A 14,750-nucleotide genomic window follows, 5' to 3' on the forward strand; every position below is an offset into this window, starting at 1 on the left:
TCGCTGTCAGATAACGGCCGCCATCGCTGGCGGCCGTTTTTTGATCTTGCGCGCGGCAACTCCGTGTGGACGGTAATTGCGCGGTAACTGCCGATCTCCTAGACCCATGTGGCTAAAGCCTTCGGCAGGGGAGCCGCGTGACGATCGAAAATGCCGCCTTCGAGCGCTATCGCCGCTCGCCGAACGAAAAGACCAATTTGCTGCGCCTGTTTTTCGGGACTGCGATCGTCATCGCCTTCTGGATGGCGATGACGGCTCTTGTGCTGTTTGCCGGCACCTATGTCTACATTGTCTGGCGTCTCCCCGGCCCCTCGACCGGGCGCTACATGCAGGACTTCCTGGCATCGCCCACCGGCATCCTGAGCGCGCTGACCTCCTTTGCCGGCATCTGGATCGGCCTGTGGGTGGCGATGCGCTTCGTGCATGGCGAGCCGCTGTCGGCCCTTTTTGGCGTCAGCCGCCGCGTCGCGGGCGGCGATTTCCTCAAGGGCCTGGCCGCGGTGCTGATCACCTCGCTCTTTTCGGAGGTCCTGCTCTATTGGCTGCAGCCGGAGATCGCGCGCGGGCCGATCGCCTTTTCGTCCTGGCTGCTCTTCCTGGTGCCGATCGTGCTGCTCGCCTTCCTGCAGACCTCGTCGGAGGAGATGCTGTTTCGCGGCTATCTGCTGCGCGGCCTCGCCTATCGCTTCAGCAGCCCGCTGGTCTGGGCGCTGCTGCCCGGGCTGCTGTTCGCGTCGCTGCACTGGAATTCGGCCTCGACACTTGCCATCAATGCCTGCGTGCTGGTCTCGATCGGCACCTTTGCCCTGCTGCTCACGCTCCTGGTCTATGTCACCGGCAATCTCGGCGCCGGTTTCGGCGCCCATCTCGGCAACAATCTGACCGGCTTCCTGCTGATCTCGCACCAGGAGGGCTACAATGGCTTCGCGCTGCTTAATGCCAAGCCCCTCGAAGGCCCCGGCTGGACCAATCTCGACGCCGTTCTCATCGCCGCGATCGGCATCGTCAGCACGCTTTTGACGATGCTCTTGCTTTTGCACCGGCGCTCGCCGCTCAGGGTCGGGACGAGCAAGCAAAGCCTGGGCTGAGCCGTCCCGAATCGCGGCGTTTTGGCTGGGATTTCGGCATTGTCTTTTGATGCATGCCGTTGCCGCGAAACCGCTGCGCACTTTTGCGCGACATGCATCAGCCTTGACTCCGCGGCCAATTTCCTGTCTAGAGCCGCTGAATTCCGCGACGAGTTTTCTTTCGCGAAAGCCGACCAGGACGCCGAAGCCGCTTTGAGGCGGGTGCTGTAAAGAGATCCTGGAGGCCAACACCCGGCAGCGCGATGCGCCCCCGGGTGCTTTTTGGCTTTGCGCTTTTGCTTGGCGACCCGGCGCGAACGCACTACCTCTCGGTCGAAACCCACCGAGATCAAGGACCGCAGATGTTTGAATCCCTCCAGGAGCGTCTTGGCTCCATCCTGAACGGCCTGACTGGCCGCGGCGCGCTGTCCGAGGCGGATGTCTCGGCGGCTTTGCGCGAGGTGCGCCGGGCGCTGCTCGAGGCCGACGTCGCGCTGGAAGTGGTTCGCTCCTTCACCGACAAGGTGCGCGAGAAGGCGGTCGGCGCCGCGGTGCTGAAGTCGATCAAGCCCGGACAGATGGTCGTCAAGATCGTCCATGACGAGCTGGTCGAGATGCTCGGTGCCGAGGGCGTGGCCGTCGACCTCAACGCGCCGGCGCCCGTCGTCGTCATGATGGTCGGCCTGCAGGGCTCCGGCAAGACGACCACCTCGGCCAAGATCGCCAAGCGCCTGACCGAGCGGCAGAACAAGAAGGTCCTGATGGCCTCGCTCGACACGCGGCGGCCCGCAGCACAAGAGCAGCTGCGCCAGCTCGGCGAGCAGACCAAGGTCGCCACCCTGCCGATCATCGCCGGCCAGAGCCCGGTCGATATCGCCAAGCGGGCCGTGCAGGCCGCCAGGCTCGGCGGCCATGACGTCGTCATCCTCGACACCGCCGGCCGCACCCATATCGACGAGCCGCTGATGGTCGAGATGGCCGACATCAAGAAGGTGTCGAGCCCACACGAGATCCTGCTGGTCGCCGACTCGCTGACCGGCCAGGACGCCGTGAACCTTGCCAAGAGCTTCGACGAACGCGTCGGCATCACCGGCCTTGTGCTCACCCGCATGGACGGCGACGGCCGCGGCGGCGCTGCCCTTTCGATGCGCGCCGTGACCGGCAAGCCGATCAAGCTGATCGGCACCGGCGAAAAGATGGACGGGCTGGAGGAATTCCACCCCAAGCGCATCGCCGACCGCATCCTCGGCATGGGCGACATCGTCTCGCTCGTCGAGAAGGCCGCCGAGACCATCGACGCCGAGCAGGCGGCCGCGATGGCCAAGAAGATGCAGTCGGGCAAGTTCGACCTGAACGACCTCGCCCAGCAGCTTCAGCAGATGTCGAAAATGGGCGGCATGGGCGGCATCATGGGCATGATGCCCGGCATGGGCAAGATGAAGGACCAGCTGGCCGCCGCCGGCCTCGACGACAAGATGTTCGGCCGCCAGCTCGCCATCATCTCCTCGATGACCAAGGCCGAGCGCGCCAACCCCGATATGCTCAAACACTCGCGCAAGAAGCGCATCGCCGCCGGCTCCGGCACCGACGCGGCCGAGATCAACAAGCTGTTGAAGATGCACCGCGGCATGGCCGACATGATGAAGGCGATGGGCGGCAAGGGCAAAGGCGGCGGCCTCATGCGCGGCATGATGGGCGGCCTCGCCTCGAAAATGGGCCTTGTCGGCATGATGCCGGGCGGCGGCATGCCCGATCTTTCCAGAATGGATCCCAAGCAGCTCGAGGCCCTGCAGAAGCAGGCGCAGGCCGCCGGTCTCGGCAAAGGCATGCCGGGCGGGCTTCCCGCTGGCGGCGGACTGCCGGGCCTGCCCGGCGGCATGAAGCTTCCGGGTCTTCCGGGCCTCGGCGGCGGCGGGCTGCCCGGCCTCGGGAAAAAGAAGTGAGGTGGCGATGAACGAGGAGAAAGACATGGCCGACGCACGCGCCATCCTGGCTGGCTACCGCGCTTCGATCGACAACATCGACGCCGCCCTCATCCATATGCTGGCCGAGCGCTTCCGCTGCACCAAGGCGGTCGGCGTGCTGAAGGCCGAGCATGGCCTGCCGCCCGCCGACCCGTCGCGCGAGCAGCAGCAGATCGCCCGCCTTCGCCAGTTGGCGAAAGATGCGAACCTCGACCCGGATTTCGCGGAGAAGTTTCTGAACTTCGTCGTCCGCGAGGTGATCCGGCATCACGAACAGATCGCCGCTTCCAACGGTGTGACGAAAACGGGTTGAAGAAACCCCGACTTATTCAACGAAATCAGAGCTTTTAGGAGAAAACAAATGGCACTGAAGATCAGACTGGCCCGTGCGGGCTCGAAGAAGCGTCCTTACTACCACGTCGTCGTCGCCGACGCCCGTTCGCCGCGCGACGGCCGGTTCATCGAGTCGCTGGGTTCCTGGAACCCGCTGCTGCCGAAGGACGGCGAGCGCGTCAAGGTCGACGCCGATCGCGTCAAGCATTGGCTGTCGCATGGCGCCCAGCCGACCGACCGCGTGCTGCGCTTCCTCGACGAGGCCGGCCTTGCCAAGCGCGAAACCCGCTCGAACCCGAACAAGGCCCTGCCCGGCAAGAAGGCGCAGGAACGCGCCGCCCTGCTGAAGAAGGCCCAGGAAGATGCGGCCGCTGCCGCCGCCGCGGCGACCGCCGCGCCGGCCGAGGCTGAAGCCGCCACCGCCGAGTAATCACGGCCTTTCGCTTACAAAACGGCGGGCCCAGGCCCGCCGTTTTCTTTGGTCTGCCTGACGCCTCAGTAGCCGGATGGGCAGCGCGCCACATAAACGCGACCGTAGCGGTCGCGATATCGGCACTGGCCGCTTTCGCTGGCATGGCCGATCAGTGCGCCGGCCACTGCACCGACCGCGCCGCCGACCACCGCGCCCTGAACCGGATTGCCTGCCACCGCGGCGCCAACTGCCGCGCCGCCCAGGCCGCCGATCGCCGCACCCTTTTCCGTTTGCGAACAGGCGCCAAGGGCCATCGTCAGCATCAGGATGGTAATTGCTTTCTTCATAATTGTTCCTCTCTCACGCGGATCGCCGTCCTCGCCGCCATGCCCTAAACTCACGAACGGCTGAATTGATCCCGACGATGATGAAGATTGGCCGGCTACGTGCCGGTGGGATTTACGCAACCGGACGCCAACTCCTTGAAAACCTGGTGGTTTTCACCGCTCGGCGAGTCGTCTCAGATTGCCGAGGCCGGCCTCGAAATCCTTGCCGATCAGCGTGTCGAAATTCATCAACAGGCCCATCAGCTTGGCAATGAAAGGCCTCGCGCCGCGCATCGCCCAGGTGACGGTCGTGCCTTCGCCGGACGGCGAAAGCGAGAAATCGACAGTGTTGTTGGCCCTGAACGGCTTTTCGAAATCGAGTTTGAGCGAAACCAGCGAGGACCGCACTGAGTTGACGATTTCCATGCGGCCCTTGCCGGCCTTCGAATTGCCCTCCCAGGCATAGGCCGCGCCCTTGCCGCTTTCGGCGCCGGAGAGCGTGCGCTTCATCCCCGGGTCGAGTTTTTCGAAGGGCGACCATTCGGGCCAGCGCCGAAAATCGTCGATCAGCGGGAAGATCGTCTCGGCAGGCGCCTTGATGCTGGCCGAGCGGGTGACGACGAAATCGTTCGGCCGGGTCGCGGCATAGACCAGCACGGCGGCGATGATGACGGCCAGGATGAGGAGGATGGTGGCAAACATCTCTTTTCCTCCCTATCGCGAAAACGGGATCAGCGCGCGCACTCTTGCGTCGCGCAGGTAGAGCCCGCCCCACAGGATAATGCCGAGATAGACGCCGAACAGCGTGTGCGAGAACAGCGGGTTGCCAATCCGCACATGGGTCGAAATCGCGCCGCCCATATAGGCGGTGAGCAGGATGGCGCCGAGCACCGAGCTGCGCGGCAGCGCATAGAGCGCGGTCGAGATCAGCCCGACGACGCCGAGCAGCCGCGCGACATTGGCGTCGGCCGGCCAACCAAGTTCAGTCATCGTCCGGGTGACGACATCCAGCGGCGGCAGTTTGATGACGCCGTCGAAGATCATGAACAGGACGACGACGGCGCTGAGCGCGCGCCCGGCCCACAAAGCGCCTTTTGAAGCAGGCGCGGCTTCGGAAATGCTCATGGATATTCCCTCCTGATGGTTTCGAATGCCGGCCATTTGCCGGGTTCGATCCAAGGACGAAGGAACATGCCGCGATCCTACACGCCTTCGTCATACTCGGGCTTGACCCGAGTATCCATGCCGTGACGTCGAACGAAGAATGCAGCGCTCTAGAATGAAGCTCCAGCCAGGCGATCTTAACTTCTGGGTCTGCGCCGCGTCGCTTCGCTCCTTGCTCCGCCCTAAAAGCGCGTCGCGCTGAAGCGGATTCAGGCGACGCGCTTTTAAGGCTTTGTTTTCATGCATGTCGTTATCGCAAAACCGCTGCACACTTTTCCGCGACATGCATTAGAATGACGAAGAGAACACAGCGCTTTCGACCAATCTCCGAGGGCAGAGCCCTCGTGGGTCGACCTCCTAAGAGAAATAGAACTTGTCGGCCGCGATCATCTTCGGCGGCGTCTCGTCCAGCGCCTCGAACACGGAGATCTCGCAGACGCGGCAAAGGCCGTCGAGCGCCAAGTCGTTGGCCTCGATGCCGAACGGGTCCTCGAGCTCTTCCGACAGCGCGTCGAGGCCGAAGAACGTATAGGCGATCAGCGCCGTGAACAGCGGCGTCGCCCAGCCAGTGGTCGAGATCAGGCCGATCGGCAGGAGCAGGCAGACGACATAGGCCGTGCGATGCACCAGCAGCGTATAGGCGAAGGGCAAGGGCGTGCCGGCGATCCGCTCGCAGCCCGCCTGGATGGCGGCGAGCGCGGCCAGCCTTTCATCGAGGATGCGGAAGCCGATCGGGTCGAGCGCGCCCGCCTCGCGCCGCGCATTGGCGCGCCGGCCCATGCGGCGGACCATGTCGTCGGCCGGGTTGGTGCGGGCGACGGCCTTGTCGACCTCCTCGCCGATGAAGGCGCGGGCGTCGTTTGTGCTGTCGATTTTGCGCAATTGCCCGCGCAGCAGGTGGCAGAAGGCAAGCGCCTCCATCAGAAGCGCGCGCTGCTCGGCGCGGTCGCCGACCAGACTGGTGGTGGCGCGTGCCAGGTTGCGGATCTCGAAAACCAGCGCGCCCCAGAGCTTGCGGGCCTCCCACCATCGGTCATAGGCGGCGTTGTTGCGGAACGACAGATAGATCGACAGCGTCACGCCGACGAGCCCGAAAGGCGCGATGCTGAAGACGCCGAGGTCGAGATGGAACTGCCGCGCCAGAAGCAGGATGACCGCCGAATAGATAGCGAAGCCGAAAATCTGCGGCAGGATGCGCGGCACCACCGAGCCGCGCATGATGAAGAACAGCTGCAGGAATGTCGGGCGCGGGCGGACGATCATTGGGTGACCTTTGCAAGCCGGCTTGGCTTTGATGTCTTATTGTGTGGTCGATGCCCGCGGCGCAACCGCAAGCGACATCGAGATGTCGTCGTCACGGCCGGACCGTCGGCCCTTGCATGTATTGAGACACGACTGCGACTGCCAAGAGGAGGAGCGACGATGACGGGCGAGACCGACCTGCAAAAACTGCTCGCGTCGATGACGCCGCAACTGCTTACCGACGTCTATGTGTTCGCGACACTGGCGCCGGGCACGCCGGTCCCTGCGAGACTCGATCCCATCATGCAATTTCGCGAGCGGGAAGGCCTGACCCTGATCACAACCGAAGACGAGGCGAAGGCCGCCGGCCTCGCCGGCACCTTCCGCTGCCGGATGATCACGCTCGACATCCACTCCTCGCTGGAAGCCGTCGGCTTCCTCGCCGCCATCACGAGACGGCTCGCGGCGGCCGGCATGGGCGTCAATCCGGTCTCGGCCTTCTATCACGACCATCTCTTCGTGCCGGTGGAGCGGGCGGAGGAGGCGCTGGCCATATTGCAGCGGTTGGCGGCGGAAAGCGGCGGGTGAACTCAGCGCCTGAGCGCATAGAGAATATCCGGCAGGCCTTCCTCATTGGTCGAGCCATCGCCGAAACCTTCGGCGCGAAAGCCGTGCCGCTCATAGAAGCGGCGCGCGCCGGTGTTGGCCTGGAAGCAACGCAGCTTGATCACAGGCATCCCGGCCGTGACTTGAGTCAGAATCCGGGCGCCGATGCCTTGTCCTGTCCAGGCCGGATCGAGATAGAGCTGCTCGACCCATTCGCCGCTGACGGCGATGAAACCGACGATATTTTCTCCCGCGACGGCGACGCTCACTTGCTGATTGGGCAGCAGGACATCGCGGATGAAGAACAGGTCCTCCTCCGGCGTGTGCAGGACCGGCATCCACTCGAAAGCATTGAGTGACGCGCGCATCATCCTGGCGATGGCGACGGCATCGGAGCCGATGGCCGGGCGTAGGGTGATTTCGGTCCGGTCACTCATAGGCCGGCGCTGCCCCTCATCCGCCCTTCGGGCACCTTCTCCCCGTTGAACGGGGAGAAGGAAGGGCGTCCCGGCGCGCCCGCGCAGGGCCAGCCGCGGCAGCGGCGGTGTGGCCCGTGAGCGAGATTAAGCAGCCTTCTTCTTCGGCTGGATGAGGCCGCGCTCGACCAGCAGTTCGGCGATCTGCACGGCGTTCAGCGCCGCGCCCTTGCGCAGATTGTCGGAGACCACCCACATCGACAGGCCGTTGTCGATGGTCGAATCCTCGCGGATGCGCGAGATGAAGGTGGCATCCTCGCCGGCCGATTCGAGCGGCGTGATGTAGCCGCCGTCCTCGCGCTTGTCGAGCACCTGGCAGCCGGGCGCCTCGCGCAGTATCTCGCGCGCTTCATCCGCCGTGATCGGCTTCTCGAACTCGATGTTGACGGCTTCCGAATGGCCAATGAACACCGGCACCCGCACGCAGGTCGCCGTCAGCTTGATCTTGGGGTCGAGCATCTTCTTGGTCTCGGCCACCATCTTCCACTCTTCCTTGGTGAAGCCGTCGTCGAGGAAGACGTCGATATGCGGGATGACGTTGAAGGCGATGCGCTTGGTGAACTTCTTGACGTCGACCTGGTCGGCGACGAACACCGCGCGGGTCTGGGTGAACAGCTCATCCATGCCTTCCTTGCCGGCGCCGGAGACCGACTGGTAGGTGGCGACGACGACGCGCTTGATGGTGGCAACGTCATGCAGCGGCTTCAGCGCCACGACGAGCTGAGCGGTCGAGCAGTTCGGGTTGGCGATGATGTTCTTGCGTGTAAACAGCGAGATCGCGTCCGGGTTAACCTCCGGCACGATCAGCGGCACGTCCGGATCGTAGCGGAAGGCCGACGAATTATCGATGACGACGCAGCCCTGCTTGCCGATCTTCGGCGACCATTCCTTCGACACATTGCCGCCCGCCGACATGACGCAGATGTCGGTATCGGAGAAATCGTACTGGTCGAGCGCCTTGACCTTCAGCGTGCGGTCGCCGAAGGACACTTCGGTGCCCTGGCTGCGCCGCGACGCCAGCGCCACCACTTCGCTCACCGGGAAGCCGCGTTCGTCCAGAATGTTGAGCATTTCGCGGCCCACATTGCCCGTGGCGCCGACTACCGCAACCTTGAAACTCATCTGATATCTCCTGTCCCTCTCCGCTTGGTTGTTGGAGAAACCCGCCGGCCTCATGCGGGTTCCGCCCCCGGGCCGGACCCGGGAGAGGGTGGTTAGGCCAAGGGAATCACACCGTTTTGGTGGTTTTGGCCGTAGTTTTGCTGGAACGGACGGACGCATCTAAGCGCCCAGCCCAATGCGTTACATTGTGGCTGGGGGAGTCGAATGCAAGGTGAGCCATCAAAAGGCCGCGCATCGAAAAACGATCCCGTTCGACGCGGGCTTTTACGCGGTTTGGCAGAAGAGTCAATCGGCGCTGCGCTCTCCTTCTCCCCGTCACTATACGGGGAGAAGGTGCCCGAAGGGCGGATGAGGGGCGGCGCCGACTTCGACAGTTAGCTCGTCCGGAAGTGAGGCCTGAAGCCTCGCCCCTGCCTTACCTATCAGCGGTCGCGCTGCCCCTCACCTGCCTGCCGGCATCCTCTCCCCGTATAGTGACGGGGAGAGGGGCGCTCTCGCAAGCGGTTTCGCCAGTCGGCGGCACAGCATGGTCGCGGTCCTGGTGGAGCCCATGCACTATACAAGTGAGGCCGCAAGAAGTACGAACGCCCAAATATCCTTTGGCTGGCGCAGTGCCGGCCTTGTGCTCCGCGACGAGTACAGAACCCCGAATTCCGAAAGAAGAAAATGTCCAGTTTCGAAACGATCGTTCCTGCGCTGGCAGAGGCGCTGGAAAAGCGCGGTTATTCAGCGCTGACGCCGGTGCAGAAGGCGGTGCTTGGGCCGGAGCTCGGCCAGGCCGACGCGCTGGTGTCGGCGCAGACCGGTTCCGGCAAGACCGTCGCCTTCGGCCTTGCCGTGGCACCGACGCTGCTTGGCGGGACTGAGCGTTTCGCCGGCGCCGGCGCGCCACTGGGGCTGGTCGTGGCGCCGACGCGCGAGCTGGCGCTGCAGGTGCGGCGCGAGCTGGAATGGCTTTACGAGCTGACCGGTGCCCAGATCGCCTCCTGCGTCGGCGGCATGGACATGCGTACCGAGCGGCGCGCGCTGGAGCGCGGCGCCCACATCGTCGTCGGCACGCCCGGGCGTCTGCGCGACCACATCACGCGGGGCGCGCTCGACATGTCGGCGCTGAAGGCCGTGGTGCTGGACGAGGCCGACGAGATGCTAGACCTCGGTTTTCGCGAAGACCTCGAATTCATCCTCGATGCGGCGCCCCCCGAGCGCCGCACGCTGATGTTTTCCGCCACCGTGCCGCGCTCCATCGCAACGCTCGCCCAGGGCTACCAGCGCGATGCGGTGCGGATCTCCGCCGGCGGCGAGGAAAAGCAGCATCTCGACATCGAATACCGAGCGCTCAGCGTTGCCCAGGCCGACCGGGAAAACGCCATCATCAACGTGCTGCGCTATTACGAAGCCCAGAACGCGCTGGTGTTCTGCAACACGCGCGCGGCGGTCAACCACCTGACGGCGCGCTTCAACAACCGCAATTTCTCCGTCGTGGCGCTGTCGGGCGAGCTCAGCCAGAACGAGCGCAGCCACGCGCTGCAGGCAATGCGCGACGGCCGCGCCAAAGTCTGCATCGCAACGGATGTCGCGGCGCGCGGCATCGACCTGCCCAATCTCGAGCTGGTGGTGCATGCCGACCTGCCGACCAACCCCGAGACGCTGCTGCATCGCAGTGGTCGCACGGGCCGCGCCGGGCGCAAGGGCGTCAGCGCCCTGATCGTTCCCGGAAATGCCCGCAGGCGCACCGAGCGGCTGCTTGGCAATGCCGGCATCAAGGCGACATGGGCGAGCCCGCCCTCGGCCGACGATGTGCTGCACCGCGACGACGAGCGCATTCTGGCCGATCCCGCGCTTGCCGAGCCGATCAACGAGGAGGAGCGGTCTTTCATCGAGACGCTGCTCAACCAGCACGGCGCCGAACAAGTGGCGGCCGCCTTCGTGCGGCTTTGCCGCAGCAGCCGCTCGGCGCCTGAGGATCTGCTCGACGTCGCGCCGTTCGCGCCTTCGCATGAAAGATTGGCGGGCGAGAAATTCGCGCGCCGCGACGAAACACCCGCCCGCCGTGATGATTTCGGCGACAGCGTCTGGTTCTCGCTGTCGGTCGGTCGCCGGCAGAATGCCGAGCCGCGCTGGCTGATCCCGATGCTGTGCCGCACCGCCGGCATGTCCAAGCGCGAGATCGGCGCCATCAAGATGCAGCCGGAAGAAACCTTCGTGCAGATCGCCGCCGACTGGGCCGACCGGTTCGTCGCCGCGATCGGGCCCGACCGCAAGCTGCAGGGCAACATCGCGGTCAAGCGGATCGACGGCACGCCGGACCTGTCGCGGGCCGGCTACCAGCCGCCCAAGCCGGACAAGAAGCCGCATCGCGGCAAGGGTGCTTTCGACCAGAAGAGCCCCAGATTCGAGAAACGGGAGCCAGGCGAGCGACAGCCTGGCGGCGAGGCGAAACCCTGGGCGAAGAAGCCGGCAAAGGCAAAGTTCGACAAGCCGAAATCCGACCAGCCGGCAAAGCGCAAGAAGCAGAAGAAGCGGCCAGCGTAACATCGCGACGGAAGTTGGAAGCTGACCCGCGGCGAGCGCCGGGGCAGATCGCCAACCTTGGAGATTGGCTGAAGCGTCCGCCTGGCGGTGGTGCGCCGCCATCGCGCAAAGGAGGACGGCGAGCGCTTCGGCATCGTCGATCCTCGCCCAGCGAAGGTCGACGGCGCCGGTTTCACCCCAGGAACTTGGCGATGATGGCGTCGCCCATTTCGGTGGTGCCGACTTCCTTCATGCCCGCCGAGAAGATGTCCTTGGTGCGCAGGCCGTCATCGAGCACGGCGGCGATCGCCGCTTCCAGCTTGTCGGCCTCGGCGACCATGCCGAAGGAATAGCGCAGGCACATGGCGAAGGACGCGATCATCGCGATCGGGTTGGCGATGCCCTTGCCGGCGATGTCGGGCGCCGAGCCGTGCACCGGCTCGTAGAGCGCCTTGCGCTTCTTGGTCTTCACATCCGGCGCGCCGAGCGAGGCCGACGGCAACATTCCGATCGAGCCGGTCAGCATGGCGGCGATGTCTGAGAGCATGTCGCCGAACAGATTGTCGGTGACGATGACGTCGAACTGCTTCGGCCAGCGCACCAGCTGCATGCCGCCGGCATCGGCCAGCATGTGGTCGAGCTTGACGTCGCTGTATCTGGCCTTGTGTGTCTGGCTGACCACTTCGTTCCACAAAACGCCCGACTTCATGACGTTGCGCTTTTCCATCGAGGTGACGTGATTCTTGCGCGTCCGCGCCAGCTCGAAGGCGACGCCCGAAATGCGCTCGATCTCGAACGTGTCGTAGACCTGAGTGTCGATGCCGCGCTTCTGGCCGTTGCCGAGATCGATGATCTGTTTCGGCTCGCCGAAATAGACGCCGCCGGTGAGTTCGCGCACGATCAGGATGTCGAGGCCCTCGACCACGTCCTGCTTGAGCGAGGAAGAGGCGGCCAAGGCCGGGTAGCAGATCGCCGGCCTGAGGTTGGCGAACAGCTCCATGTCCTTGCGCAGCCGCAGCAGGCCGGCCTCGGGGCGCACCTCGTAAGGCACGGCATCCCATTTCGGCCCGCCGACGGCGCCGAACAGCACCGCATCCGCCGCCATCGCCTTTGCCATGTCCGCATCGGAGATCGCCGCGCCATGCGCATCGTAAGCGCAGCCGCCGACCAAGCCCTCGTCGGTGGCGAAGCCGCTGCCGAGCTTGTCGTTCATGGCCTTGATCAGCTTCTTCACCTCGGCCATGGCCTCGGGGCCGATGCCGTCGCCGGCGAGCAGGAAGAGATTTTTCGAAGCCATGGAGAACCGTCCGGAAAGAATTGAACCGGCGCCTTGCTAAACGCCAAGTGGTTGCGGCGCAAGGGGACGAGCGCCGAGATCGTCTCAAAGAAGACCGGCAGCGCCTACCGATGCGACAGGATATTCACCAGCCGGCCGAACGGGTCGCGCACATAGAAGCGACGCACGCCCCAGGGCTCGTCGGCCGGGCCGTATTCGACGGCGAAGCCGGCCTCCTTCATGCCCGCAAGCGCCGCATCCACGTCGTCGACCTCGATCGAAAGGTCCGGCACCGGCGTACCCGATCCGCCCTCGGCCATGAAGCTCACCTGCACCTGCATCCGTTCCTCGGAGCCATAGGTGGCTATCCAGCCTTGATCCATGAGGATGTCGAGGCTAAGCACGTCATGATAGAAGCGCTTCGCCGCCGCGATGTCCCTTGTGGCGATGTTGGCTACGATGCGCCGGACAGTCATCGCTCCGGCCCCTATGCCGTGCGCCGCAGCGCCGTCACCTCGATCTCGATCTTCATCTCCGGCTTGTTGAGCTGGCACACGATCATCGTCGCCGCCGGGCGGATGTCGCCGAACGCCTCGCCGAGGATCGGGAAGACCACGTCAACGAAAGCCTGGTCGGTGATGTAGTAATGCGCGCGCACCACGTCGGCCATGTCGAAACCGCCATCGGCCAGCGCCTTGGCGATGGTCGCCAGGCAGTTGCGCGTCTGCGCCTCGACCGTGTCCGGCATCGTCATGGTGGCATAGTCGTAGCCGGTCGTTCCCGAGACGAAGCACCAGTCGCCCTGCACCACCGCGCGCGAATAGCCGGCTGTCTTTTCGAAGGGGGAGCCGGTGGAGATGAGCTTGCGCATGGGGGCCTCGTTGGGTTGCAGGCCTGCATTTAGCAGGCGGAGCGGCGCAGGTCGTGGGCCAAGCCGGGCGGAGCATTGTCACGAAGGCAGGCGCAAGCCTTGGAAATTGGTCTGGGCCTTTCTCCGGTCGTCATTCCAGGGCGGAGCAAGGAGCAAAGCGACGCGCGCAGACCCTGGAATCCTGTGTGTTGGTTCTGGTGTATGGTTGAAGTGGGAAGGAGACCGAGTGGATCCTGGTCGTCCTTTCGGACAGGCCGTGGCATGGCCCGGTCCCTTCCCACCGGTGAACCATCAACCTGAACAGTTGCACGGGGCTGTTCCAAGCAGACCCCGCACCACAGGAAGAGGCGTGGACATGATAGCCCAGAACTATGTCGGCTGCGACATCTCAAAGCAGTGGCTGGATTTTTTTGATGAGACAAGTGGCCGTCTTCGGCGCATCGACAACCAGGCCGACGCGATCGCGGCGTATGTGGCGGGCCTTGATCCCAGCCGGGACTTCGTCGTCATGGAGGCGACAGGCGTCCATGACCGGCTTCTGCGCCATGCGCTGGCCAAGGCCGGCGTGCCGTTCTCGCGGCAAAACCCAGCGCATACCCACCACTATTCGAAGTCGACGAGACGGCGGGCCAAGACCGATCCTCTCGACGCCAGGATGCTGAGCGACTACGGCCGTCGCTATCAGCCTGAGGCCGAGCCGGCGCCGCGCGAAGAAGTCGAGCAGCTTCAATCGCTTGCCCGCTACCGCGATCAACTGGTCGAGATGCGGGCAACGGCGAAGAAGCACCTCGCCGAGGCCTTCAATGAGATCGTCATTGCCGATCTGGAAGAAACGATCGCCTACCTCGACACGCGCATCAAGGCGATCGAGAGCCAGATTGCCGAAGTCATTCGTCAAGCCGAGGACACCGCCCGCGATTACACGCTCATGGTCTCCGTGCCCGGTGTCTCCAAGGTCGGCGCATTCTCGCTGCTGGCGCTCCTGCCCGAGCTCGGCCAGCGCTCACCCAAGGCGATCGCCGCTCTGGTAGGCCTTGCTCCGTTCGACAACAAAAGCGGCAAGCTCAACCGCAGGAGCCAGATCCAGGGCGGGCGATCGCGCGTGCGCCGCGCCCTCTACATGGCAGCCCTCACCGCCATTCGAACCTGTGAGCGCTTCAAGGCCTTCTACACCGCACTTGCTGCCCGCTCCGGCTCCAAGAAGCTCGCCATCATCGCCGTCGCAAGGAAGCTCCTGGTCGTCCTCAACGCCATCATGCGCGATAAAACCGCATTCGCGTGAACACAGTTGCCATGTCGTGATCTCCACATGGAGTGCAACGGTGCAGAATTCTGTAATCGCTGCAACGCCTTAGCGTAACGGCATGGATCCTAGGGTCT

General features: G+C 64.5%; 16 protein-coding genes. 7 read left to right on the forward strand and 9 right to left on the reverse strand.

Annotated elements, in window-relative coordinates; genetic code table 11:
• Nucleotides 1-137 precede the first annotated feature (137 nt).
• The 4 genes from FJW10_RS27310 to rpsP all read left to right on the forward strand — a co-directional run bounded on the left by FJW10_RS27310 (nucleotide 138) and on the right by rpsP (nucleotide 3,794).
• Entirely contained in the window at nucleotides 138-1,088 is a 951-nt protein-coding gene (locus FJW10_RS27310; RefSeq protein WP_140902374.1) for a type II CAAX endopeptidase family protein, read from the forward strand.
• 341 nt (nucleotides 1,089-1,429) lie between these two features.
• Nucleotides 1,430-3,010, forward strand: coding sequence for a signal recognition particle protein (ffh, locus tag FJW10_RS27315; protein ID WP_140902375.1), 1,581 nt, complete (start codon nucleotides 1,430-1,432; stop codon nucleotides 3,008-3,010).
• Between the two features lie 7 nt (nucleotides 3,011-3,017).
• The gene (locus FJW10_RS27320; protein ID WP_140658643.1) at nucleotides 3,018-3,344 is read left to right on the forward strand and encodes a chorismate mutase; all 327 of its coding nucleotides are present in this window, start codon (nucleotides 3,018-3,020) and stop codon (nucleotides 3,342-3,344) included.
• Between the two features lie 48 nt (nucleotides 3,345-3,392).
• Nucleotides 3,393-3,794 carry a 30S ribosomal protein S16 gene (rpsP, locus tag FJW10_RS27325; protein WP_140658644.1) on the forward strand — a complete coding sequence of 134 codons (402 nt, stop codon included), beginning with the start codon at nucleotides 3,393-3,395 and terminating at the stop codon, nucleotides 3,792-3,794.
• A 65-nt stretch (nucleotides 3,795-3,859) separates the two neighbouring features.
• Here rpsP and FJW10_RS27330 read toward each other — a convergent pair whose 3' ends face one another.
• The 4 genes from FJW10_RS27330 to FJW10_RS27350 form a co-directional block, all read right to left on the reverse strand.
• Nucleotides 3,860-4,123: a YMGG-like glycine zipper-containing protein gene (locus FJW10_RS27330; RefSeq protein WP_140836029.1), complete on the reverse strand. Its 264-nt coding sequence runs from the start codon at nucleotides 4,121-4,123 to the stop codon at nucleotides 3,860-3,862.
• A gap of 153 nt (nucleotides 4,124-4,276) precedes the next feature.
• Complete coding sequence (locus FJW10_RS27335) at nucleotides 4,277-4,804, reverse strand: SRPBCC family protein (RefSeq protein WP_140902376.1); 528 nt, start codon at nucleotides 4,802-4,804, stop codon at nucleotides 4,277-4,279.
• 12 nt (nucleotides 4,805-4,816) lie between these two features.
• The gene (locus tag FJW10_RS27340; RefSeq protein ID WP_140902377.1) at nucleotides 4,817-5,227 is read right to left on the reverse strand and encodes a DoxX family protein; all 411 of its coding nucleotides are present in this window, start codon (nucleotides 5,225-5,227) and stop codon (nucleotides 4,817-4,819) included.
• Nucleotides 5,228-5,623: 396 nt separating this feature from the next.
• The gene (locus FJW10_RS27350) at nucleotides 5,624-6,529 is read right to left on the reverse strand and encodes a bestrophin family ion channel (RefSeq protein WP_140902379.1); all 906 of its coding nucleotides are present in this window, start codon (nucleotides 6,527-6,529) and stop codon (nucleotides 5,624-5,626) included.
• Nucleotides 6,530-6,688: 159 nt separating this feature from the next.
• Between FJW10_RS27350 and FJW10_RS27355 the strand changes: the two genes are divergently transcribed.
• Nucleotides 6,689-7,096 (forward strand): ACT domain-containing protein, encoded by a 408-nt coding sequence (locus FJW10_RS27355; protein ID WP_140902380.1) that lies wholly within the window; start codon nucleotides 6,689-6,691, stop codon nucleotides 7,094-7,096.
• Between the two features lie 2 nt (nucleotides 7,097-7,098).
• Here FJW10_RS27355 and FJW10_RS27360 read toward each other — a convergent pair whose 3' ends face one another.
• Nucleotides 7,099-7,551, reverse strand: a complete 453-nt coding sequence (locus FJW10_RS27360) for a GNAT family N-acetyltransferase (RefSeq protein ID WP_140902381.1) — start codon at nucleotides 7,549-7,551, stop codon at nucleotides 7,099-7,101.
• 126 nt (nucleotides 7,552-7,677) lie between these two features.
• The gene (locus FJW10_RS27365) at nucleotides 7,678-8,712 is read right to left on the reverse strand and encodes an aspartate-semialdehyde dehydrogenase (protein ID WP_140836034.1); all 1,035 of its coding nucleotides are present in this window, start codon (nucleotides 8,710-8,712) and stop codon (nucleotides 7,678-7,680) included.
• Between the two features lie 666 nt (nucleotides 8,713-9,378).
• Between FJW10_RS27365 and FJW10_RS27375 the strand changes: the two genes are divergently transcribed.
• Complete coding sequence (locus FJW10_RS27375; RefSeq protein ID WP_140902382.1) at nucleotides 9,379-11,244, forward strand: DEAD/DEAH box helicase; 1,866 nt, start codon at nucleotides 9,379-9,381, stop codon at nucleotides 11,242-11,244.
• Nucleotides 11,245-11,416: 172 nt separating this feature from the next.
• On the opposite strand, the gene leuB is transcribed toward FJW10_RS27375, so the two are convergent.
• The 3 genes from leuB to FJW10_RS27390 form a co-directional block, all read right to left on the reverse strand.
• Nucleotides 11,417-12,520 (reverse strand): 3-isopropylmalate dehydrogenase, encoded by a 1,104-nt coding sequence (gene leuB, locus FJW10_RS27380; RefSeq protein ID WP_140836037.1) that lies wholly within the window; start codon nucleotides 12,518-12,520, stop codon nucleotides 11,417-11,419.
• A 104-nt stretch (nucleotides 12,521-12,624) separates the two neighbouring features.
• Nucleotides 12,625-12,975: a VOC family protein gene (locus tag FJW10_RS27385; RefSeq protein ID WP_140902383.1), complete on the reverse strand. Its 351-nt coding sequence runs from the start codon at nucleotides 12,973-12,975 to the stop codon at nucleotides 12,625-12,627.
• Nucleotides 12,976-12,986: 11 nt separating this feature from the next.
• The gene (locus tag FJW10_RS27390) at nucleotides 12,987-13,370 is read right to left on the reverse strand and encodes a RidA family protein (RefSeq protein WP_140783185.1); all 384 of its coding nucleotides are present in this window, start codon (nucleotides 13,368-13,370) and stop codon (nucleotides 12,987-12,989) included.
• A gap of 256 nt (nucleotides 13,371-13,626) precedes the next feature.
• On the opposite strand from FJW10_RS27390, the gene FJW10_RS27395 reads away from it, so the two are divergent.
• Nucleotides 13,627-14,652, forward strand: a complete 1,026-nt coding sequence (locus FJW10_RS27395; RefSeq protein WP_181177683.1) for a transposase — start codon at nucleotides 13,627-13,629, stop codon at nucleotides 14,650-14,652.
• Nucleotides 14,653-14,750 lie beyond the last annotated feature (98 nt).

The sequence above is a fragment of the Mesorhizobium sp. B4-1-1 genome, from assembly GCF_006439375.1.
Classification (GTDB): Bacteria; Pseudomonadota; Alphaproteobacteria; order Rhizobiales; family Rhizobiaceae; genus Mesorhizobium.

Bases quoted from the DNA above. Each gene is read 5' to 3' on its own strand.
- ffh (WP_140902375.1), top strand. From the start codon at position 1,430: ATGTTTGAATCCCTCCAGGAGCGTCTTGGCTCCATCCTGAACGGCCTG.
- FJW10_RS27320 (WP_140658643.1), top strand. From the start codon at position 3,018: ATGAACGAGGAGAAAGACATGGCCGACGCACGCGCCATCCTGGCTGGC.
- rpsP (WP_140658644.1), top strand. From the start codon at position 3,393: ATGGCACTGAAGATCAGACTGGCCCGTGCGGGCTCGAAGAAGCGTCCT.
- FJW10_RS27330 (WP_140836029.1), bottom strand. From the start codon at position 4,123: ATGAAGAAAGCAATTACCATCCTGATGCTGACGATGGCCCTTGGCGCC.
- FJW10_RS27335 (WP_140902376.1), bottom strand. From the start codon at position 4,804: ATGTTTGCCACCATCCTCCTCATCCTGGCCGTCATCATCGCCGCCGTG.
- FJW10_RS27340 (WP_140902377.1), bottom strand. From the start codon at position 5,227: ATGAGCATTTCCGAAGCCGCGCCTGCTTCAAAAGGCGCTTTGTGGGCC.
- FJW10_RS27350 (WP_140902379.1), bottom strand. From the start codon at position 6,529: ATGATCGTCCGCCCGCGCCCGACATTCCTGCAGCTGTTCTTCATCATG.
- FJW10_RS27355 (WP_140902380.1), top strand. From the start codon at position 6,689: ATGACGGGCGAGACCGACCTGCAAAAACTGCTCGCGTCGATGACGCCG.
- FJW10_RS27360 (WP_140902381.1), bottom strand. From the start codon at position 7,551: ATGAGTGACCGGACCGAAATCACCCTACGCCCGGCCATCGGCTCCGAT.
- FJW10_RS27365 (WP_140836034.1), bottom strand. From the start codon at position 8,712: ATGAGTTTCAAGGTTGCGGTAGTCGGCGCCACGGGCAATGTGGGCCGC.
- FJW10_RS27375 (WP_140902382.1), top strand. From the start codon at position 9,379: ATGTCCAGTTTCGAAACGATCGTTCCTGCGCTGGCAGAGGCGCTGGAA.
- leuB (WP_140836037.1), bottom strand. From the start codon at position 12,520: ATGGCTTCGAAAAATCTCTTCCTGCTCGCCGGCGACGGCATCGGCCCC.
- FJW10_RS27385 (WP_140902383.1), bottom strand. From the start codon at position 12,975: ATGACTGTCCGGCGCATCGTAGCCAACATCGCCACAAGGGACATCGCG.
- FJW10_RS27390 (WP_140783185.1), bottom strand. From the start codon at position 13,370: ATGCGCAAGCTCATCTCCACCGGCTCCCCCTTCGAAAAGACAGCCGGC.